We start from the raw sequence: 21,442 nt of genomic DNA, 5'->3' as shown, positions 1-21,442 counted from the left end.
GGGGAGAGGGCCAGCGGCGGCGGCAAGGACCGCCGCAGGGATCAGACCCTGAACTGCCCGACCTGCTCGACCAGCCGATGCGCCTGCTCCCGCAGGCTCTCGGCGGCTGCGGTGCTTTCCTCGACCAGCGCGGCGTTCTGCTGCGTCCCCTGGTCCAGCTGCGCGACGGCGCCGTTGATGCGGGTCACGCCCTGCGACTGCTCGCGCGCCGCGGTGGAGATCTCGCCAATGATGTCGGTCACGCGCTTGACGCTGGACACGATGTCCCGCATCGCCTCGCCGGTGTCGCCCACCAGCCGGGCGCCCGACTCGACCCGCTCGCCGCTGGCGGTGATCAGCGCCTTGATCTGCTTGGCAGCCTCCGCGCTGCGCTGCGCCAGCTGGCGGACCTCGGCGGCCACGACCGCGAATCCGCGGCCCTGCTCGCCGGCCCGCGCCGCTTCCACCGCCGCATTCAGCGCCAGGATGTTGGTCTGGAACGCGATCGAGTCGATCGTGCCGATGATGTCGCCGATCTGGCGGCTGGCCGCGCTGATCTCGTCCATCGTGGTCACCACCTGCGCCACGACATTGCCGCCGCGCTGGGCCGCGCGGTCGGACTCGCCGACCAGTTGATGCGCCTGGGCGGCCGACGCCGCGGTCTGGCTCATGGAGCTGGCCAGCTCCTCGAGCGCCGACGCGGTTTCCTGCAGATGGCTGGCCGACTGCTCGGTCCGCGAGGACAGGTCGCGGCTGCCGGCCGCGACCTCGGCCGAGGCCGTGCCGATCGAGTCGCTGGCCTGGCGCACCTCGTTGATCGTGCGCGACAGCTGCAGCCGCATGCGCTCGACGCCCGCGGCGAGCGCACCGAGGTCATCCTGCTGGCGGACGTGGACCGGCCGCGTCAGGTCGCCATTGGCCACCGCGCCGACGGCCTCGTTCAGGTCGGCCAGCGGCTGGCCCACCCAGCGCCCCAGCATCCAGGTCACGCCCAGGCCCAGCAGCACCACGGTCGCCAGCATCAAGCCCCACAGCACCCACAGCGTGGTGTTGTGCGCCGCCAGCGCCTGCGCCCGCGAGGCTTCGGCGACCACCCACCAGCCGGTGGCCTGCGACTTGCGCGCCACCGCGAACGCGTCCTGGTAGCTGTCGCCGTAGACGGCCTGGACTTCCTCCAGCACGCCGTCGGCGTCCTCGGTGATCTTCTTGACGTACTGCTCGGCCTGGTCCGCCGGCAACACCTCCGACAGCTTCTTGCCCTGGGCGCGCGGATGCGCGCGCAGCAGCGCGTCGGCCGGCGTCTTGCCCGGATCCAGCAGGTACATGCCGCCGGTGCCGTAGAGCTTGACGGCGTCGGCCATCTTGACCAGTTCCTGCTGCAGCCCCCGCATGTCGAAGCCGATGTACAGCACGCCGACGACCTTGCCGCTCGCGTCCTTGATCGGCGAGTAGCGGGTCATGTAGGGCACCTTGAACAGCGTCGTCGGTCCGACGTAGGTCTCGCCGGTCGCGAGCTTGGCGTAGGGCGCGCCGGCGCGGTCCAGCGTCGTGCCGACCGCCCGCGAGCCGTCTTCCTTCTTCACCGAGGTGGTGATGCGGATGAAGTCGTCCGTGCCCTTGCGCGCGAAGATCGTCGCGTTGCCGCCGGTCAGGCGCGTGAATCGGTCCACCGCGTCGAAATTGCCGTTGAGCTTCTGGCCGTTGAAAGCCAGCTCGCCGTCGCCTTCCAGCGTGAAGGCGCCACCGGTGAAATCGCCCGCCAGCACGTCGTACAGCCGGTTCGCCGAGTCGCGCGCGGTGCGGTCCAGCGCGTCGGCGATGCGGGCGACGGACGAGGCCTCGGCCGACATGTAGTCCAGCGTGCGCTGCTGCGCCTGGTTGGTCAGCACCCAGGACAGGGCGCCGCAGATGACGATCAGCAGCACCGCGATCGCAGCGCTCGACCAGATGGAAACGCGACGGGCCACCGTCGCGCGAACGGCGTTGTTGTTGTTCATGACTGGACGGTCCGCGTCGCCGCGGGCGGGAGTGGGGGGACGTCTCCTGGCGCGTCGTTGTCGTTTTGTCTTTGCGCCCGGTCAAACTTTATTCCGCTTGAGCCGTACCGCGCAGCTTCCGATGACCGCAGTTCGAGGGATAACCCGCAGCTATTCGATCCCCCCGTGAAGTAATGCGCGGCCGTCCTCCGAGGGAAGGACAGCGTTATCGTCCCCTTGGAAGGCGACCGACCGGGCGGTCGAGCCTTCCCGAGGATGCCGACGGCCCCGGGGCGGCGCCGCCCTTACTCGGCGGAAATGCCGCGGCTGCGGATCAGCGCATGCCACTTCTGGGTCTCGGCCTGGATGAACCGCGCCAGCGACGCCGCGTCGCCCGGCGCGACTTCCAGGCCGAAGTCCTCGAGCCGGCCCTTCAGGTCGGGCTGGGCCAGCGCCTTCGCCAGCTCCGTGCCCAGGCGCGAGACGATCGCCTCCGGCGTGCCCTTCGGTACGAACAGGCCCTGCCAGGCGCTGACCTCCACGCCGCTGACGCCGGTCTCGTCGAAGCTCGGCACGTCGGGCAGCGCGGCGATGCGCCGTGGCGCGAGCACCGCCAGCGCCTTGAGCTTGCCGGCGCGCAGATGGGGCAGCGCGGCGGCCGTGTCGAGGATGCCCATCGGCACCACGCCGGCGATCAGGTCCTGCGTCGAGAAGGCCGTGCCGCGGTAGGGCACGTGGACGATGTAGCTGTGGGTGCGGTCCTTCAGCAGCTCCATCGCCAGGTGGTGCGGGCTGCCGACACCGGGCGAGGCGTAGCTGTACTTGCCGGGCCTGGCCTTGACGGCCTCCAGCCACTGCTTCGCGCTGGTGAAACCCGCGCCGGGGTTGACCACCAGCAGCAGCGGAAATCGAGCCATGAAACCCACCGGCGCGAAGTCCGACGGCGCGTAGGGCAGCTTCTTGTAGAGCGCGCTGTTGAACACCATCGCGCCGTTGTCGCCGGTGAGGAGGGTGTAGCCGTCGGGCGGCGACTTGGCGGCGTTGTCGGTGCCGATGATGCCGGCCGCGCCGGGCTTGTTGTCGATGACCAGCGTCTGGCCGAGCGCCTTGCCCAGCACCGGCGCCAGCTGACGGGCGAGGAAGTCCGAACCGCCACCCGCCGGATAGGCGACGACCCAGCGCACCGGCCGGCTGGGCCAGCTGTCTGCGCGCGCCGCGCCGGGCCAGCCGAGCGCCGCGGCGCTGGCGCCCAGCGCGCCGGTGATCAGCAGGGAGCGGCGCGCGGCATCGGCGGCCGCATCGGTCGGACGGGTGGGCATGGACAGGGTCTCCTGGTGGCGGTGGCGGCCATCCTAGCCAGCCCCGCGAGCCCCCCGTTGCGGGACAACCCGATCAGCGCCCGTCGACCGAGGCCGCGCTTGCCGCGATGTCGGACGGACCGGCCGCGGGCGGCGCCAGTTCCATCATCGCCACGCGCTGGTTCATGTCGCCGGCGCTGTCCTGGTTGCGGAACGCGATCTGCATCACGTAGAGCGTGTCGCGCGCGGCGCCCTGGCATGACAGGCCGCGCACGGCGCGACGCACGGCCGCCGCGTAGACCCACGGGCCGCGCGACTGGTGGACGTCGGAGATGGTGCTGCCGTTGAGACGGAAGCTCACCGTGGCCAGGCCCTCCTTGCCTTCGATGTACTGCTGCCGGGCCAGCCGGTCGAACAGCGCCTGGTCGACGCCGGGGCAGGTGGCGCGCACATCGGTGCGGGCGATCTCGCCGGGGCGCCGGCCGGAGATCTCGACGCGCTGCAGGTCGTCGGGCGCGGCCTGCGCGGCGCCGGTGGCCAGCACGGCGAGGAGCGCGCCGAACGCGGCGCGGACGAGGGTCGTGTGGGAGGGGCGGGTGGTCGCTTGCATGTCGTGCTCCTGAGGACGTGAGGGACCGTCGTGGCGCGCCTCCAGGCGTCCATGCGATCGGTCTTTTTTCAGCGTAGGCAGCGCGGACGGTCCCACCAAGCGGCGGGCGACCAAGCGTTGAAGGCGAGGGCTGGAGCGCCGCTTTGCCGCGACGAAACGCATGCCGGCGCGACGAGCCGCGAACCGACTTTCTCCCGTATCCATCGGGTCAAAAGTCATGCCGGCATCGATCACGAAGACGATGTGTCAATGCTGTGGCAAGACCTGACCCCATCGCTTGGCGCCAACGATCCATGACTTCCGCCGCCCCGTCCTGGAAGGCAGGGATGCCGAATGGCACGGGGCCCGCCACGCCTCACGGCGCGCGGGCCCCGGGACCGCGACCTCGGGGTCGCGGCGGCGCGGTCGGTCACCAGACCTTGATCGGATCCGAGGCGACCATCGCATCGCCCGGCTTGCAATCGAAGGCCTTGGCGAACTCCGGCATGTTGGACATCGGCGCGAGCACGCGGTACTTGCCCGGCGAATGCGGATCGGTGCGCAGCTGGTTCAGCAGCGCGGCTTCCCGCGACTTGTTGCGCCACACCATCGCGTTGGACAGGAAGAAGCGCTGTTCGGGCGTGAAGCCGTCGATCTTGTCGGTCTTGCCGGTGCGACGCAGTGCGTTCTGCAAGGCGTCGAAGGCGATCGGCATGCCGGCCATGTCCGAGATGTTCTCGCCCAGCGTCAGGCGTCCGTTGATCGGTGTGCCCTTGACCGGCTCGTAGCGCTCGTACAGCGCCACCACCCGCTCCGCGCGCGCCTGGTAGTGCTCGGCGTCGGAGGCGGTCCACCAGTCGTTGAGGCTGCCGATGCTGTCGAACTGGCGGCCGCGATCGTCGAAGTGATGGACGATCTCGTGGCCGATCACCATGCCGATGCCACCGTAGTTGACCGCGTCGTCGGCCTTGGCGTCGAAGAACGGCGGCTGCAGGATGCCCGCCGGGAAGGTGATCTCATTGAGGCCGCCCGCCTGCGCGTTGACGATGTGGGGCGACATGGTCCAGCGGGTGCGGTCGCTCGGGCGATCCAGGTCCTTGATCTGCTCGCCGTGGAACCATGCCGCCGCGCGCAGCTGGTTGCCGGCGAAGTCCTTCGGATCCAGCGCCAGGCCCTCGAACCGGGGCCAGGTCTGCGGCGCGCCGATCTTGGGCTGCATCGCCTCGAGCTTCTCCAGCGCCTTGACCTTGGTCTCCGGGCTCATCCAGCTCAGGTTCTGGATCCGTGTCTTCATCGCCGCCTTCACGTCGCCGATCAGCAGCGTGGCGCGGCGCTGCGCCTCGGGCGAGAACGCCTTGGACACGAACAGCTCGCCCAGCGCCAGCCCGAGCGGGCTGCCGCCGGTGCGGCCGCCGATCATCAGGATGACCTCCTCGTCGCGCGGCGCATGCTGCTCGAGTCCGTTGATCGCGACGCCGCGGTAGTCGAAATCGGCGTCCGCGAAAGCCTTGGGCAGTCGGGCGGCGCTGTTCTCGAGCACCCGCAGGCGCAGGTAGGTCTGCCAGGTCGCCAGCGGGATGTGCTCGGCCATCAGCGCGACGCGCGTCATGAAGGTCGGCTGCGCCACGATCAGGCGCTCCACGCCGCCGGCGCGGGTGTCGCTGCGGGTCAGCGCCTTCAGATACGCCTCCCAGGCCAGCCCCGGTGCCTTGCCGGCCAGTTCCGGGGTCGTCATCGGGTTGTAGACCTTGAGCGGGTCGCGCAGCTGCGCGCGCGGCATCGTCGCCTCCGCCAGCTGGGATTCGAAGCCCATCAGCGCGTCCAGGACCGCCGGCGTCGCCTCGAAGCCGGCCGAGGCCAGCAGACGCTGTGCATACAGCCGGTAGGCGGCGCGCAGCTTCTTGGCGATGTCGGTGTCCTTGAAATAGTCCTCGCGATCGGGCAGGCCCAGGCCGGCCTGGCTCAGCGTCAGCACGTTGACGCGGGTGTTCTTGACGTCCGCCCGGACGAAGCTGCCCACCGGCGCCGCGATGCCGACCCGGTTGAGCTGCGCCAGCAGGTAAGGCAGGTCTTGCGCCGACTTCATCGACGCGATGCGGTCCAGCAGCGGCTTCACCGGCTTCAGGCCTTGCGCCTCGATGGCGACCAGGTCCATGCCGCTCGCGTAATAGGCCGCAACCTGCTTCAGGCCCGGCGTCTTCTGCAGCGCCGGCTGGGCGACCAGCTCGGCGAGCGCCTGGCTCAGCAGCCGGTCGTTGGCCACGCGCAGCGCGTCGAAGCTGCCGATGCGGGTGCGGTCGGCCGGCAGCTCCGTGCGAGCGACCCACGGGCCGTTCACATAGTCATAGAAGTCGGCGCAGGGCGAAACCTCGGTGGAGAAGCTGGCGACATCCAGCGCGCGGGCCGGTCCGGCGCTCAAGGCCACGGCGGCACCGGCCGCGACAGCGATCAGGCGTAGAGAGAACATGGTTATTTGTCACCAATGTGTGGCGAAAACGACAAGCCGCACAGGCTAAACGAGCCCCTGTCCCCCTGCCATCGGCGCCGTCCCGCGGATGGCTTCCGACACCCCAGGCACGCCGTTCGCGCGTTCGCGCAAACGGCGCGCAAACCTTACGAATCAGCGCTTTAGCCGTAAGAAAGGGGCGATTGGCGGATGAAAGTCTGCGTTTTGACACAAAACGGTTATAGGGGTATTCCTTCCTGTTAACTGTTGCAGGTGGGGCGTTTGTCGCCCGGGCGGCTTTCTACACTGCGCCGCACACCGCTCGGATTGGGCCGATCGGCGTGCCCCGCCAACGGCGCCAACGCGCCAGGGTCTGGGCTTTGCGGACGCCGGGGAACCCGACGTCGTTTGAAAACTCTGGAGATGACAAGCATGTTGCGATTGAACAAGCTCAGCTGGGCGCTGGCTCTGGGTCTCGTCACGATGGGCGCGGCCCAGGCGGGCGTGTCGTCGGTGGATGTGGACAAGGCCCCGCGCGAACTGAGCAGCCAGACGGACCGGCTGATCGTGAAATACAAGGACGGCAGCACCGTCGTGCAAGGGCGCCTGGGCGCCGCGATCCAGGCCCAGCCGCTGGCGAGCGACGCCATCGGCGCCCGCACCGAACGTCTGCAGCAGCTGGCCGCCCCGCTGGGCACCCGGCTGTCGCTGGTGCGCCAGATGGGCACCGGCGCTCATGTGTTCCGGCTGGATCGCCGGATGAGCCTCGAGCAGTTGCGCGAGCTGGGCGAGCGCATCAAGGCGCAGGACGCCAACGTCGAGTACGTCGAGCCCGACCGCAAGATGTACCCGATGTTCACGCCCAACGACACGAGCTACAACTCGCAGTGGGACCTGTTCGACAGCGTCGGCGGCATCCGTGCCCCGGCCGCCTGGGATCAGGCGACCGGCACCGGCGTCGTGGTGGCGGTCATCGACACCGGCTACCGGCCGCATGCGGACCTGTCGGGCCAGATCGTCGCGGGCTACGACATGATCGCGGACACCGCGGTCTCGGTGGACGGCAACGGCCGTGACAACGACCCCAGCGACCCCGGCGACTACAGCGCCGCCAACGAGTGCCAGGCCGGCGATCCGGCGTCGTCCTCGAGCTGGCACGGCACGCACGTGGCCGGCACGATCGCGGCCAAGACCAACAACGCGCTGGGTGTGGCGGGCATCGCCTTCAACGCCAAGGTCCAGCCGATCCGCGTGCTGGGCAAGTGCGGCGGCTACACCTCCGACATCGCCGACGGCATCACCTGGGCCTCGGGCGGCAGCGTGTCCGGCCTGCCGGCCAACTCGACGCCGGCCAAGGTGCTGAACCTGTCGCTGGGCGGCGGCGGCGCCTGCGGCACCACGACCCAGACGGCCATCAACGGTGCCCGCTCGCGCGGCGCCAGCGTGATCGTCGCGGCGGGCAACGAGAACCAGAACGCCTCCAACTCCAGCCCGGCCAACTGCTCCGGCGTGGTGACGGTGGCGGCGACGGACCGCTACGGCGCCCGCGCGTACTACTCGAACTACGGCTCGATCGTGGCGCTCGCGGCGCCGGGCGGCGACGTGCGCTCCAGCGCCAGCAACGGCATCCTGTCGACGCTGAACGCCGGCACGACCACGCCGGGCGCGGACAACTACGCGTACTACCAGGGCACCTCGATGGCCACGCCGCACGTGGCTGGCGTCGCGGCCCTGATGTACAGCGCCAAGCCCACCGCCACGCCGGACGAGATCACGGCGGCGCTCAAGAGCAGCGCTCGCGCCTTCCCGGGCGTCTGCAACCAGTGCGGCACCGGCCTGCTGGACGCGAACGCGGCGGTGACCGCGATCAAGGGCGGCGGCGGCGGTGGCGGCACGGTCGCCGAGGTCGAGCCCAACAACAGCCGCACCGCGCCGCAGACGATCAGCGCCCCGGCCACGGTGACCGGCAGCCTGTCGACTTCCGACACCAATGACTACTTCAAGATCACGCTCCCAGCCGGCAAGACCCTGAGCGCGACCTTGACGCCGGCCAGCGGCAAGGACTTCGACCTGTATCTGCAGAACAGCAGCGGCACGCAGCTCCGGGCCAGCGAGAACGGCGCCGGCGCGGTCGACAGCTTCACCTACACGAACAGCGGATCGTCCTCGATCACCGTGTACGTGCGGGTCCTCTACTACTCGGGCACCAGCGGGACGTACTCGCTGGGCCTGAGCTGGTAAGGAGCCGCCAACCAGGTTTGCCACTCTCCTCGTTTGGTAAGCCGGGTGCCTCGGGCCCGAACGGGGCTCCCGTTGAATCCCGCCGGTGCGAGCCGGCGGGATTTTTTTCATCCCCGCGGCGGGAAGGGCGTCCGGCGGCTCCCCCCGGAACGGGCCGCTACACTGCGGGGCTCGACCTTCCGCGCGCTCGCCGCGCCGCACCGCGCTTTTCCCATGGCCGGCCTCGATCCCACCACCCCGCTCCCCACCGACATCGTCGTGCACCAGCAATCCAAGGTGCTCGAGCTCGCCTTCAGCGACGGCGCGCGCTTCCGCATCCCGTTCGAGCTGATGCGGGTGTACAGCCCGTCGGCCGAGGTCCAGGGCCATGGTCCCGGCCAGGAGACCCTGCAGACCGGCAAGCGCGAGGTGTCCATCGTCGCGGTGCAGCAGGTGGGCCATTACGCGCTGCAGCCGCTGTTCTCGGACGGCCATGAGAGCGGCCTGTTCACCTGGGCCTATCTGTATGAACTCGGCCGCGACCAGGACCGCCTGATGCGCGAGTACGAAGCCAGGCTGGCCGCCGCGGGCCTGGACCGGGATGCGCCGATGCCGGCGAAGGCGGCCGGCGGCCATTCGCATGGCGGCGGCTGCGCCAGCCACTGACTGGCGTCGACGACGCCCCCATTCAGCAGGACATCACTCCATGAGTTCCACCCATTTCGGCTTCGAGACCGTCGACGAGACCGCCAAGGCCCGGCGCGTGCGTGGCGTCTTCGATTCGGTCGCCTCCCGCTACGACGTCATGAACGACCTGATGTCGATGGGCCTGCACCGCGCCTGGAAGCGGTACACGCTGGCGGTGGCCAACCTCAAGCCGGGCGATCGCGTGCTGGACATCGCCGGCGGTACCGGCGACATGGCGCGGCTGTTCGCCCGCAAGGTCGGCGAGCGCGGCATGGTCGTGCACACCGACATCAACGAGGCGATGCTGCGCACCGGCCGCGAGCGCCTGATCGACGAGGGCCTGGTCCTGCCCACCAACCTCTGCGACGCCGAGGCGCTGCCCTACAAGGACGGCTCCTTCGACCTGGTCTGCGTGGCCTTCGGCCTGCGCAACATGACCCACAAGGACAAGGCGCTGGCGGAGATGAACCGCGTGCTGCGTCCTGGCGGCCGGCTGCTGGTGCTGGAGTTCTCGCAGGTGGCCGAGCCGCTGCGCAAGCCCTACGACTGGTACTCCTTCAAGGTGCTGCCGCGGATCGGCTCGCTGATCGCCGGCGATGCCGACAGCTACCGCTACCTGGCTGAGTCGATCCGCATGCATCCGCCGCAGGCCGAGCTCAAGGCGCTGATGAAGGTCGCCGGTTTCGGCCATGTCGACGTGCACAACCTGACCGGCGGGGTCGTGGCCCTGCACGCGGGCATCAAGTGCTGAACCGGCGAACGCGCTAGTTGACGATCTCGCCGTGGCTGCCTTCCTTCAAGCCGCGCTCATCGAGGCAGCTCACCGTTGCACGCAACCGCTACTCGGTGCCGTGCGAGTTGGCCCGGCAGACGGTCAGCACGCGGCTGTACCCGCAGCTCGCTTCAGGTCCATGTGGATGATGCAGGGCAGGCTACTTCAACCTCAGCTCACGCAGCTCCGTGCGTGGCGCCGAAGTCGCTCGAGATGGCGGCCAGGCAGGCGAGACCACATTCCGACGCCTCCGATTGGAGAATGGTCTCCACGCGCATGGTGGGTCTAGTAGATGTGGATGCCACCGACCAGGGAGCCCGTCGGGTCTGCGGCAAGGAGGTCGAAAGTCTGGGTCGACGAGATCGACGCGACGGGAACGCCGAGACGCTCGACATGGGCCGGATCCACGACCAGCCAGTCCCGGGTCTTGCCGTCCATCGCGCCGCGGTCGGGACGCTGCGATAGCGAGATCGCGGTGGACATCCGCGGTGTCCCGGCCGCGAAATCGGCATCGAGCCTGGCGACCTTGATGAATTCCAGATAGTTCGACAGACCCCATTGGCGGATGCCGGTCCACAGGGACAGTTGTTCGCGGCACGTCGCGGGACGGCCATGCAGGCCGATCACCGCGTCATCCAGCCGTACCTGACGGGCCACAGGCAGCAGATAGGTCGCGCAGGCCGACATGCAGAACCCGCGAACCGTCATCTCCACCTGATGCTTGCGGAGCAGGTCCGCCATGGCCATGCCGGCACGCGCTTCCCCGCCGAAGGAATTGACCACGAGTCGCCGCGGTCGTGAAGGCTGCCCCAGCGCGCCGGTGAGGGCGCGGACCGTGGCCTTGCTGATCAGGCCCTCCAGGTACACGGTGCCGGTCGACGCATTCAGGCTCAGGCGAGCGTTGTCCTGCTGCGCCGCGAAGTACCGCTGGATGGCCTTGCCCGCGTCGGACCGACCCTGGAGCTTGACGATACGCAGCGCAGTGGCGCGCTCGGTGGCCGTGTTCTCGGCCCCGCAGAGGCCCACGTTCATGCCGATGCGAGCACGACCGTCGGGCATGGATGGCTTCGCCTCCGCAACAGGAACGGCGGTGGCCGTCGAGAGCGCCAGCCAGAGGAATGTGTGTGTCATGGATCCGATTGTTTGAGAAAGGGCGGCCAAGCCGCCCTTGCATCCCGATCAGGATGCCGTCAGTTCTCCGCGTCTTCGAAGATCGGCTTGCCGACCCACGGCCGCCGCCCCAGTCGCCGTCACCCCAATCGCCATTGCCGTCCTCGTTGGACGGATAGGGATTGCCGCGTGCATCACCTATGCGCGCGGCCGCGCGGTCTACATGCCATGTACGTTCATGGATAGCATAAGCATGTCGGGACGAAAAAAAGCCCCTGCGAAAGGGGCTTGGGGTTGGTTTGATACCTAATCCGCCGCAACCATGCATGGAATGTTGGGGGAATAAGGATCCGGGGCCCTTTGCATTCAGGTCAGCGCCCCGTGAGACGGGAGCGGTGGGGGCGTCAGCAGGGCGACTTCCACTCCCTCAGTTCGGTCGCGAGGATCGGATGCCCGTCCTCTTCCGCGCGGCGGGCGAGTTCGTCGACGTTGCGATCGTTGACGTACTCATGGCCGACGCCCTTCACGAGCTGGCCGTAGACGCTGTCGAGGTCGTCGGCATCGATCTCGGCATCGGTGGTGGGAAAGGGCGGCACATCGGCCGGCAACTCCGGCCGGAGTTGCTGCGTCGATCGGGAGGGAGAGTGGGAAGCGGCCATCGGAGTGCTCCTTGAGTCCAGAGGTCGTGGAAGGGGAGGTCATGCGGAATGGCGAAGCCGCCGTCATTTCTGGCGGACGGCCTTGCGATTGGAACGGGGCAGCTTTCCCTCCCGCAACTGCTTGACCGCGTCGCCGACGAGGTCGGCCACCAGGCGGACCTCGCGCTGGAGGGCCTCGTCGCGGTCCAGCGCCTCGTGGCTGTCGTAGTAGGGCGCGTAGTAGCCGAGGTAGCGGTCCAGCCGCGAGAGGTCGCCGGCGTCCACCAGGCCCATCCAGTCGAGCCAGTCGGACAGGTTGCGGCGCTGCGCCTCGACGCCCGCCACGTCGCCGTGCACCACCAGACCGTAGACCCGGCCCTCGAGGTGCTTCGGGTAGTGCCAGCCGCGGGCCTCGATCGCCTTGGCCTCCTCGACGCGCTTGCCATGGGTGGACGTCGGGTCCGGGTTGCCCCCATCGGCGCAGACCAGCCGGTCGATCATCAGCTTCAGCGCGCTGGGCGACTGATACCAGTAGGTGGGGGTGAAGAGGATCACGCCATGGGCGGAGACCCAGCGCTCGTAGATCTCGTTCATCCAGTCGTTGGACTGGCCGAGCGCATGGTTGGGGTAGCAGCTGCAGGGCCAGTGGCACAGCGGCATCGCGGTCGAGACGCAGCCCTTGCAGGGATGGATCTCGCGGCCGAATTCGGAGGTCAGCAGGCTGAGGTCCAGGACATCGACGATCAGGTCACGGCCCGCCAGTTGCTCCTTCGCGAGCTGCGTCAGGCGCCAGGTCTTGGACATCTCGCCGGGGCAGGAGCCATCGTTGCGGTCACTGCCGCAGACCAGCAGCACCCGCGACCGGGTGGCGGGATCCGCCCAGCGCTGCTGGGCCTGCTTCAGCCGTTGGTGGGCGTCGAGCCACTCGACCGAGGCCTCGTAGTCAGGATCCTGGAAGCCGTTGCCGGCGCGCCGGGTGATCGGCGCCTTGCGCCCTTCCTTCATCGCCTGCCAGGCGATGGTTTCCAGTCGCGCGATGGCCTCGTGCTCGACGCGGTAGGCCGGATCCATGAACCGCCGCATGAAGCGCTCGTGGAATTGGTCGCGGGTCAATTCCGCCGGCTGCTGGCCCTTGCGGATCTCGGTCATCGACGGTCCCGGAGTGGCGATGCGCCCAGTATTCCCAGCCGTGGCTCAACAGGCCGTCAGACGAGCACGGGTTGTCAGGCGGGCGTCGTCCTACGCGTCCTGCGCGTGGCGATGCCCAGCTTGGGGCGATCTGCACCGTCCTCGAAATCGCGGCCAAACCCGCACCGCGATCGTGCAGGCGTCCCCCTCGAATGCGGGATGCGGCATTCCCTCCCCCGGGCTTCCCCGCAACCTGCTTGTCATCAAGCCACCCTACGCTCCGCCGGTCCCGTTTCCGTGCGAGTCAAGCGCACAAGCTCACAGATTTGCTGACAAAGTTTTGCCGTAAACGTTTGCGCAAACATTTGTTTTAACTATTGACGTCGAGGGTTGCCATGAATCTCAAATCCATCCTGCTGGCCGCCGGGCTGTTGCTGACCGGGGCTGCCCAAGCCGACACCGTCGCGCTGTGGGGCTACCATGCCGACGCAAACGGCAAGTTCTCCACCAAGCCGACCTACACCGACCACGGCGGTGCCTACTTCAGCACCCTGGGCACTGTCACCACCACCTTCGCCGGCCAGTCGGGCTCGTCCGACACCACCCCCGGCAGCCAGGCGCTGAACAGCTCCGGCTACGCGGCGCAAGGCACTGGCAACCGCACGACCGGCGTGCAGTTCTCGGTCGACACCTCCGGCTTCCAGGACATCGTCCTGAGCTTCGACCAGCGCAACAGCGGGACCGCGTCTGCCTGGACCGCGCTGCTCTACACGATCGACGGCGAGAACTGGGTCGAGGCGACCACCTTCCGCATGGTGCGCGACAGCGTCTTCGTGAAAGGCCTGGGCTTCGACTTCTCCGACATCGCCGGCGTCGACGACAACGCCAACTTCGCGGTGCAGTTGGTCAGCATGTTCGCGCCCAACACGACGAACTACGTCGGCACGAGCAGCAATTACGGCACCGCCGGGACCATCCGCTACGACATGGTCCAGTTCGCCGGCACGCTGATCCCGGAAGTCGTGCCGGAAGTTCCGGAGCCCGCCTCGATCGCGCTGACCCTCGCCGCCCTGGGCGCGATGGGCGCCGTGGTCCGCCGCCGCAAGCAAGCCTGATTCAGAACAAGGAGCCTTCCCCATGAGAGTCCGTACCCTGATTGCCCTGTCCGGTCGCGCTGTGCTGCGCGTCACCACGCTGAGCGCGATGGCGGTCGTGCTGACCGCCTGCGGCGGCGGCCTCAATGGCGGCGACAAGTCGTCCGCGCAACCGCAGGCCGCGGCGCCGGATGACCGCGCCACCGCTCAGGTCGCCGATCCGGCGGCCAAGTACCCCGACCACCACGAGTTCGACGCCGCCCTCGACGTGCCCTTCACCGGCGCCGAGACCACCGGCGCGCGCGAGTTCAAGGTCCACCTGGACTACGTCGGCGCGCCCGCCGGCACGCTGCTGGCCTATCGCGTCGAGCTGCGCGCCCCGAGCGGCGCGGTCGTCAAGCGCTGGAGCGGCATCGAGTCGTATGCCGGCGACGTCCGCACGGTCACGCTGAACTGGGCTGGCCGCGGCGACGCTGGCCTGGCGGACGGCGTCTACACCGCGACGCTGACCGCGCTCAGCGCCAAGGCGGGCACGGTGCTCAAGGCCAGCGGCGCCGATGCGCAGTTCGCCGAGATCCTGGCCGCGCAGCAGTCGGGCGACAGTCACGGTCATGCGGTCGAGCAGAGCTGGAACTTCGCCGTCGGCAAGCCGGCAAAGATCGCGATGGGCACGCTGCGTCCGCTGGCGATGGGCGCCACCGGCGAGGCCGACCAGCGCGTGCGTGCGCAGTCGGCGGCGGTGGGCGCGGGCTCCTGGCCCTACACCATCTACTACGGCAGCTTCCACGGCCAGACCAACGACTCCGACGGCGGTGGCGCGATCGGCAGCTGCAACTCGTCGCAGCCGGCGCAGAGCGGCGCCTATGGCCCCGACGTCGCCTTCCCGTATGCGAAGGAGGCGGGCCTGGACATCTTCGCCAACACCGACCACAACCACTACTACGACGGCTCGTCCAGCACCAACACCGGCGGCAGCGCCACCGCGGCCAAGGCGCGCTACCAGCGCGGCCTGCAGATCGCAGCGGACGTCACCGCGGCCAACCCCGGCTTCCTGGCGATGTACGGCATGGAGTGGGGCGTCATCAGCAACGGCGGCCACCTGAACATCTTCAACAGCAACGAGCTGTTCTCGTGGGAGTACAACGCGCAGAACGAGCTCTTCGGCGATCGCTACATCGCCAAGAACGACTACGCGGCGCTGTACTCGGTGATGCGCGCGCAGGGCTTGGTGGGACAGTTCAACCATCCGGACTCGAGCGGCCAGTTCATCATCAACGGCACCGACATGGCGTACAGCGCCGATGGCGACGAGGTGATGGTGATGGCGGAGGTGATGAACACCTCGGCCTTCTCGTCCAACACGACCGAGAGCGAGACCTCGCGCAGCTCCTACGAGGGCTCGTGGAAGAAGCTGCTCGAGCGCGGCTTCCATGTGGCGCCGGCGACCAACCAGGACAACCACTGCGCCAACTGGGGCAAGTCCTACACCAACCGGACCGCCGTGCTGATCCCGACCGGCACCGCGCTGAGCAAGGCCGCGCTGGTCGACGCGCTGAAGGCGCGCCGCGTCTTCGCGACGATGGACAAGCACTCGCAGCTGATCTTCAGCGCCAACGGCAAGATCATGGGCGAGCGCTTCGACAACGCGGGCGCGCTGGCGCTCAATGTCGGCTTCTACAACCCGAACGGCCGCACGGTGGTGTCGACCGAGATCTGGGAAGGCGTGCCGGGCCGCAATGGCACGGTCACGCTGCTGAGCAGCAACCCGACGGCGACCATCACGCCGGCCAATGGCAAGCACTTCTACTACGCCAAGGTCACGCAGGACGACGGCAAGGTGCTGTGGTCCGCGCCGATCTGGGTCAACCAGGGCGCCAGCGGCGGCGACACCACGCCGCCCGCGGTGACCGCGGCGGTGAACGGCACCACCGGCACGATCACCTTCACCGCGACGGCGAGCGACAACGTCGGCGTGACGCAGGTGGAGTTCTGGCTGGATGGCGCACTGCGCGAGATCGACGCCACGGCGCCGTATGCGATCACGGTCAACTCGACGCAGCTGACCAACGGCACGCACAGCCTGGTGGCCAAGGCCTATGACGCGGCCGGCAACACGACGACCTCGGCGCCGGTGAGCTTCAGCGTCAACAACGTGATCGACGCGGCCGACGAGGTGGAGCCCAACAACACGATCTCCGCCGCCAACGCGGTCGGCAGCCGCAACCAGCTGACCGGCTTCATCGGCAGCGCCAGCGACGTCGACTTCTTCAAGGTCACGCTGGCCGCCAACCAGCGCCTGCGCGTCGACATGACCGGGCCGACCTCGTCGAGCATCGACTATGACCTGTACGTGGTGAAGTCCACCGGCACCGGCCTGGCGCGCTCGGAGGCGGTGGGCAGCACCGAGTCGCTGACGTACCAGAACGGCACGAGCGCGCAGACGGTCTACATCAAGGTGATGTCGTATGCCGGGTCGAGCACCACGTCCCCATACAAGCTGACCATCAGCTATCCCTGAAGGAGCGAGGGGCGCAGCGACCGCTCGCCCTCCGCTTCCCTTCTCCCCTCACTGCGCGGTGGGCGGCTGCTCCGCTTCCCAACCGCCGCCCAGCGCCAGGAAGAGCTGGACCTGCTCGTCGATCAACGCGGCCTCGGACGCCGCCAGCGCCGCATCGCTCGCGGCCAGTCCGCGCTCCGCGTCCAGCGCGTCCAGGTAGCCGACCTTGCCGCCCTGGTACAGCCGCCGCGCCTGGTCGGCAACGGTCGCCGCCTCGTCGCGCGCGGCCTGCAGCGCCGAGCGCCGGTCCAGCTCGCGGGCGTACTGGTTGAGCGCCGTCTCGGTTTCGCGCAGCGCGTTCAGCACGACGCCGTCGAAGCGCGCCGCGGCCTGCCTCGTGCTGGCCTCGGCCTGCGCGATGCGCGCGTCGGCGACGCCGTTGTTCGGCAGCGTCCACGAGATCAGCGGCCCCAGGCTCCAGCTCAGCGTGTCGCTCTTGCCGAAGCCCGCCAGCGTGCCGGCCGAGCCGGCCGACAAGCCCAGCGTGATCCTCGGATAGCGGTCCGCGACCGCCACGCCGATGCGAGCGGTCGCCGCATGCAGTTCGCGCTCGGCCTGGCGGATGTCGGGCCGACGGCGCAGCAGCGCCGCGCCGTCGCCGACCGGGATCGTGCCTGCGACACGCGGCGCGACGTGGCATTCGGCCAGCTTGCGCGGGAAGTCCGCCGGCAGCTCGCCAGTCAGCACGGCCAGCCGGTACAGCGCCGACTGGCGCTGCGCCAACAACGGCGGCAGCGCCGCATTCAGTTGCTGGAGCTGGCTGCGTGCGCGCGCCGCGTCGATGTCGCCGACCCGGCCGGCGCGCTGCAGCCGCTCGGTGACCGACACGGCTTCGCGCTGCAGGTCCACCGAGTGCCGCGCCGACTCGAGTCGCTGTCCCGTCGCGCAGGCCTCGGCATACGCGCGGGCCGTGCCGGCCGCCACATTCACCTTGACCAGGTCGAGCGCCGCGGCCGCCGCCTCGGTGCTGGCCTGCGAGGACTCGATCGCGCGCCGGATCTGGCCGAACAGGTCGAGCTGGTAGGACAGGCCGGCGGTCGCGCTGTAGCGGTAGGTGTCGGGCGGCACGAAGTCCTTCCTGAGCATCGACAGCCCGGACGGGTGGCCGTAGCTCGGGCCGCCATTGACGCTGACGACGGGCTTCTCGCCGCCCTGCGCTTCGGCCTCGAGGGCCTGGACGCGTTCGAGGTTGGCCGCCGCCTGGCGCAGGTCGGTGTTGCGCGCGAGCGCCTGCTCGACCAGCGCATCGAGCGTCGAATCCTGGAAGAGCCGCCACCAGTGCTGCGGCAGCGGCGCGTCGTCGAAGGGCGCGGGCCTTGCGCTCGTCGCGCCGCCGGCCTGGGCCGGGTCGGAGCCGTCGGCGGCCCCGGCGGCCCCGGCGGCCTGTGCGGCGCGTTGCTGTTCCAGGAAGGGCTTCGCCGCTGCCGGTTTCATGACGACGGCCTCCGCGGGCACCCGATAGTCCGGTCCCCTTGGCGCGGTCGAGCACGCCGCGAGCGCCGCCGCGGCCAGGATCGCCAGCGCGTGCTTCATCGGGGCGCTCACGATTTCACACCTCCCAGCACCTGCACCGTGACCGTCTGGCCGGCGACGAGCCGCTCGCCGTGGGGCAGCGGATCGAGCTTGACCCGCACCGGCACGCGCTGCGGCAGGCGTACCCAGTTGAAGGTCGGATTGACGCTGGGCAGCAGATTCGCGCTGGTGCTGCGGTCGCGATCGGCGATGCCGGCGGAGAGGCTCTCGACGCGGCCCGTCAGCGCGCGGCTCGCGCCCATGGGCTTCACCTCGACGGCATCGCCGATATGGATGCGCGGGAGCTTGGTCTCCTCGAAATAGCCCTCGACGTAGAGCGAGTCCGCATCGACCAGCGCCAGCACCGGATGCCCGGCGCTGGCGTAGGCGCCCTGGCGCAGGTCGAAGTTGGTGATCGTGCCGGAGGAGGGCGCGCGGATCTCGGCGCGCGCGAGGTTGAGCCGGGCCGCGTCGACCGCGACCTCGGCCTGCGCGACGGCGGCGCGCGCCTGCTCGGCGCGGCTGCGGGTCTGCTCGCGCGACTCCTGCGAGACCAGGTTGCCCAGGCCGCTGTTGCGCTCGGCCTCGCGCAGCGACTGCGCGAGCGCGACCTTCTGCGCGGCGAGTTGCGCCTGCGCCTGACGCAGCGCGAGCTCATAACGCGCACGGTCCACCTCGAACAGCAGTGCGCCGGCGGCGACGCGCTGGTTGTCCTGCACCGGCACGGCGGTGACGAGGCCGGAGACGTCCGGCGCGATCTGCACGACGTTGGCGCGGACGCGGCCGTCGCGGGTCCAGGGCTGGAGCTCGTAGCGGTCCCAGAGCTGATGGGCCGCCCACAGGGCGCCGCCGACCGCGGCCAGGGTGATCGCCATCGAGATCACGCGTCGCATAGGAAAGGAAGAAGGCTTCATGTCGTCGGGGCCGGCCGGGCCGGCATCGTTGATTGGGAAAGGCCACCGCGCGGCGGGGCGATGCGCGAGAGGGCGGCTTCAGCGGAGCCCGACCGGGCGGGCCCGCGGCCGCTCCCGCGGGTCGCCGTCACCCCGGCACGGGCAGCACACGCAGCGAGGCGTTGCTCAGGGCCCAGAGGAGCAGCAGGTAGATCGCGAGGTCGAAGAGCGCGGGATGCCAGATCCAGCGGTAGGCCCCGGCCCAGGCCAGCAGCCGTCGCACGGCGGAGAGCGCGATCAGCGCGAGCGCCGCGAGCGGCATCAGCCACGGCAGGTAGAGCCCGAAGAAATCCACGGCGCCGGTCATGGCCGGTCCTCCTTGTCGTTGTCCACGGTGCGCGCCGGCAGCGCCGGCACCGGCGCATCCGGGAAGAGATTGCGGCGCAGGCCCATCAGCGCGCCGGCCGCGGGATGCGCTTCGGGGGGCAGGTCGCCGGAGCTGGCGTAGGCCTCGATCAATCCCTCGAGCGCCGCGTCCAGGCGCGCCAGCAGCGACGCCGGCGGCGCGTCGAGCGCGCCGGGCCGGCCGTCGATGCGCGCGCGCAGCCAGTCGCCGATCGCGCTGAGCAGCGGCGGCAGCGGGCGCTGCGCCAGGGTGGGCAGTCGGCTGCGCACGCCCTGCAGCGCGACCAGGTCCGCGCCGATGCGCAGGTCCCGCAGCGCGTCGTCGGTGGGCACGCCGGGCACCGAGCCCCCGGACTGCGCGACACGCGGCGCCAGCAGCGCGATGCGGTCGATCATGCGCAGCAGGTAGGCCTGGCCGCGGCCTGCCGGGCGCGGCAGGCGGGCGAGGTCGTCGAGCTCCCGCCAGGTCGCGCGCTGGATGCGTCGGGCGCTCCAGTCGGCGCCGACCGATCGCATCAGCCGCGTGACGCGCGCCGCGACGAAGATGCCGGCCAGCTGGCCCGACATCGAGTTCAGGTAGCTGGTGAGATCCGCCTGCGCGGTGTCATGCATGGCCAGCGTGCCCATGACGCCGAACAGGAAGGGCAGCGCCGCGCCGACGGTCGCGGGCCGGCCGATGAACGCACCCAGGACGAGGAAGACCGGCGCGCACACCGCCATCAGCGTCCACATGTCCTGCACCAGCGGCAGCAGCACCAGCACGTAGAGCGCGCCGAAGGGCATCGACCAGAGCGTCCAGGCGAGGAAGCCGTTGATGGCCGGCACCGGATCGTCCATGGACGCGAAGAAGCAGCAGAAGATGGCGGCCATCATCGCGGCCGCCGCGCCCATCGGCCAGCCGGTGAGGATCCAGAAGGCGCAGCACACCAGGATCGCGATCAGCGCGGCCGCGCCGGACCACAGTGCCATGCCCATGTCCAGGTGCAGCCGGGGACCATCGGGCGCGGGCGCGGGCCGCGCAGGCATCGGCGCGCCGGACAGGCCGCGGTCGATGTCGGCGCGCAGGTGCACGCAGTGCAGCCAGCCGTCGAGCAGCTCGCCGAGCCGCTGCGCCAGGGCGACGCGCAGCAGTCGCGCCCAGGGGGCGTCGGCCAGCCGGCCGCGCGCGTGCGCGCCGGTGAGCGCGTCAAGCTGCGCTCGCAGCGCCGGCCACTGCGCCTGGGCTTGATCGGCCGGCAGTGTCAGCCAGGGGCCGAGGCGGTCCAGCAGCGCGCGGACGTCGTCCGGCACGCCGCCATGCGCCTCGAGCGCCCGCAGGCGGTCCTCGACGCCCGCGAGCAGGGGCGTCAGCGCGGCCACATGGTCCTGCATCGCGTGGACCGCGTCGGCGGTCCAGCGCAGATGGCTGGTGTCGAAGGGGATGTGGGTCGAGAGCACCCGCAGCTGGGAGATGTCGCCGGCGACGCGGCGCCGGTCGGGGCCGCCATCGCGGCGCGCGGCAATGTCGGTCAGCCAGGCGCGGGTGTCGCCCAGCGTGCGATCCAGCAGGCCCAGCACCGAGCCGGCCAGGCTCTTGGGCAGCACCAGGCTGTGCACCAGCGTGGCCGACAGCACCCCCAGGCCGATCTCCTCGAGACGGGCGACGGCGGTGTCGAAGATCGTCAGCGGCGTGTCCACCGCCGGAAAGCCGATCAGCGCCACGGTGTAGCCCGCCAGCATGAAGGCGTAGGCACGCGGCGTGCGGTCGCGCAGCGACATCACCAGGCAGCCCGCGACCCACAGCGCCAGGGCGAGGCTGAGCAGCTCCGGCGCGTTGGCCAGGCTCGGGACCAGCAGCACCGCGGCCATGCCGCCGACCAGCGTGCCAACGACGCGGAACACGCCCTTGGAGCGCACTGCGCCAGCCATCGGATGGGCCACGATGTACGCCGTCATCAGCGCCCAGAACGGTCGTGGCTGGCCGGCCCAGCTCGCCAGGAAGACCGCCAGCATCGCCGCCGCGAAGGCCTTGATCGAGAAGATCCATTCGGCGCGCGTGAAGCCCGGCCGCAGTGCGGGTGGCAGCTTCGGCGGCGCGGGCAGCCGGATCGCGGGGAAGGAGAGGGCGGGGAACTTCATGACCGTCGGGGTGGACCGGG

16 protein-coding genes are annotated in these 21,442 nt (G+C 69.9%); 5 read left to right on the top strand and 11 right to left on the bottom strand.

What is annotated here, in order from left to right; genetic code table 11:
- Nucleotides 1-41: 41 nt before the first annotated feature.
- The 4 genes from CS062_RS13845 to CS062_RS13830 form a co-directional block, all read right to left on the bottom strand.
- Nucleotides 42-1,976, bottom strand: a complete 1,935-nt coding sequence (locus CS062_RS13845) for a methyl-accepting chemotaxis protein (RefSeq protein WP_099862205.1) — start codon at nt 1,974-1,976, stop codon at nt 42-44.
- Between the two features lie 284 nt (nt 1,977-2,260).
- Entirely contained in the window at nt 2,261-3,274 is a 1,014-nt protein-coding gene (locus CS062_RS13840; RefSeq protein ID WP_099862204.1) for a Bug family tripartite tricarboxylate transporter substrate binding protein, read from the bottom strand.
- 73 nt (nt 3,275-3,347) lie between these two features.
- Nucleotides 3,348-3,863: a hypothetical protein gene (locus tag CS062_RS13835; RefSeq protein WP_099862203.1), complete on the bottom strand. Its 516-nt coding sequence runs from the start codon at nt 3,861-3,863 to the stop codon at nt 3,348-3,350.
- Between the two features lie 409 nt (nt 3,864-4,272).
- A complete protein-coding gene (locus CS062_RS13830; protein ID WP_099862202.1) occupies nt 4,273-6,309 on the bottom strand; it encodes a M13 family metallopeptidase in 2,037 nt (678 codons plus the stop codon).
- A gap of 411 nt (nt 6,310-6,720) precedes the next feature.
- Between CS062_RS13830 and CS062_RS13825 the strand changes: the two genes are divergently transcribed.
- The 3 genes from CS062_RS13825 to ubiE all read left to right on the top strand — a co-directional run bounded on the left by CS062_RS13825 (nt 6,721) and on the right by ubiE (nt 9,946).
- A complete protein-coding gene (locus CS062_RS13825) occupies nt 6,721-8,529 on the top strand; it encodes a S8 family peptidase (protein ID WP_233218054.1) in 1,809 nt (602 codons plus the stop codon).
- A gap of 213 nt (nt 8,530-8,742) precedes the next feature.
- Nucleotides 8,743-9,174, top strand: coding sequence for a gamma-butyrobetaine hydroxylase family protein (locus CS062_RS13820; RefSeq protein ID WP_099862201.1), 432 nt, complete (start codon nt 8,743-8,745; stop codon nt 9,172-9,174).
- A gap of 40 nt (nt 9,175-9,214) precedes the next feature.
- Complete coding sequence (gene ubiE, locus CS062_RS13815; RefSeq protein ID WP_099862200.1) at nt 9,215-9,946, top strand: bifunctional demethylmenaquinone methyltransferase/2-methoxy-6-polyprenyl-1,4-benzoquinol methylase UbiE; 732 nt, start codon at nt 9,215-9,217, stop codon at nt 9,944-9,946.
- 306 nt (nt 9,947-10,252) lie between these two features.
- Here the strand turns inward: ubiE and CS062_RS13810 are convergent, their stop codons facing one another.
- The 3 genes from CS062_RS13810 to CS062_RS13800 form a co-directional block, all read right to left on the bottom strand.
- Nucleotides 10,253-11,098, bottom strand: coding sequence for a hypothetical protein (locus CS062_RS13810; protein ID WP_143742347.1), 846 nt, complete (start codon nt 11,096-11,098; stop codon nt 10,253-10,255).
- A gap of 383 nt (nt 11,099-11,481) precedes the next feature.
- Nucleotides 11,482-11,736, bottom strand: a complete 255-nt coding sequence (locus tag CS062_RS13805) for a hypothetical protein (protein ID WP_091726258.1) — start codon at nt 11,734-11,736, stop codon at nt 11,482-11,484.
- 63 nt (nt 11,737-11,799) lie between these two features.
- Nucleotides 11,800-12,864: a flavodoxin family protein gene (locus CS062_RS13800; RefSeq protein WP_099862197.1), complete on the bottom strand. Its 1,065-nt coding sequence runs from the start codon at nt 12,862-12,864 to the stop codon at nt 11,800-11,802.
- Nucleotides 12,865-13,238: 374 nt separating this feature from the next.
- Between CS062_RS13800 and CS062_RS13795 the strand changes: the two genes are divergently transcribed.
- Both CS062_RS13795 and CS062_RS13790 read left to right on the top strand, forming a co-directional pair.
- Nucleotides 13,239-13,958: a PEP-CTERM sorting domain-containing protein gene (locus CS062_RS13795; RefSeq protein ID WP_099862196.1), complete on the top strand. Its 720-nt coding sequence runs from the start codon at nt 13,239-13,241 to the stop codon at nt 13,956-13,958.
- 22 nt (nt 13,959-13,980) lie between these two features.
- Nucleotides 13,981-16,455, top strand: a complete 2,475-nt coding sequence (locus tag CS062_RS13790; RefSeq protein ID WP_099862195.1) for a CehA/McbA family metallohydrolase — start codon at nt 13,981-13,983, stop codon at nt 16,453-16,455.
- A 48-nt stretch (nt 16,456-16,503) separates the two neighbouring features.
- Here CS062_RS13790 and CS062_RS13785 read toward each other — a convergent pair whose 3' ends face one another.
- The 4 genes from CS062_RS13785 to CS062_RS13770 all read right to left on the bottom strand — a co-directional run bounded on the left by CS062_RS13785 (nt 16,504) and on the right by CS062_RS13770 (nt 21,422).
- On the bottom strand, nt 16,504-18,027 hold the full coding sequence (locus tag CS062_RS13785; protein ID WP_099862194.1) for a TolC family protein: 1,524 nt from the start codon (nt 18,025-18,027) through the stop codon (nt 16,504-16,506).
- A gap of 8 nt (nt 18,028-18,035) precedes the next feature.
- The gene (locus CS062_RS13780) at nt 18,036-18,920 is read right to left on the bottom strand and encodes an efflux RND transporter periplasmic adaptor subunit (protein ID WP_099862193.1); all 885 of its coding nucleotides are present in this window, start codon (nt 18,918-18,920) and stop codon (nt 18,036-18,038) included.
- Nucleotides 18,921-19,047: 127 nt separating this feature from the next.
- Nucleotides 19,048-19,266 carry a DUF1656 domain-containing protein gene (locus CS062_RS13775; protein ID WP_099862192.1) on the bottom strand — a complete coding sequence of 73 codons (219 nt, stop codon included), beginning with the start codon at nt 19,264-19,266 and terminating at the stop codon, nt 19,048-19,050.
- Nucleotides 19,263-21,422 (bottom strand): FUSC family protein, encoded by a 2,160-nt coding sequence (locus CS062_RS13770; protein ID WP_099862191.1) that lies wholly within the window; start codon nt 21,420-21,422, stop codon nt 19,263-19,265. The genes CS062_RS13775 and CS062_RS13770 overlap by 4 nt, the downstream gene beginning before the upstream one ends.
- Nucleotides 21,423-21,442: the final 20 nt, after the last annotated feature.

Source organism: Roseateles chitinivorans (assembly GCF_002761755.1).
Lineage (GTDB): Bacteria > Pseudomonadota > Gammaproteobacteria > Burkholderiales > Burkholderiaceae_C > Roseateles > Roseateles chitinivorans.
Note: the sequence above shows the minus strand (reverse complement) of the source record. Positions and strands in the feature narration are given on the sequence as shown.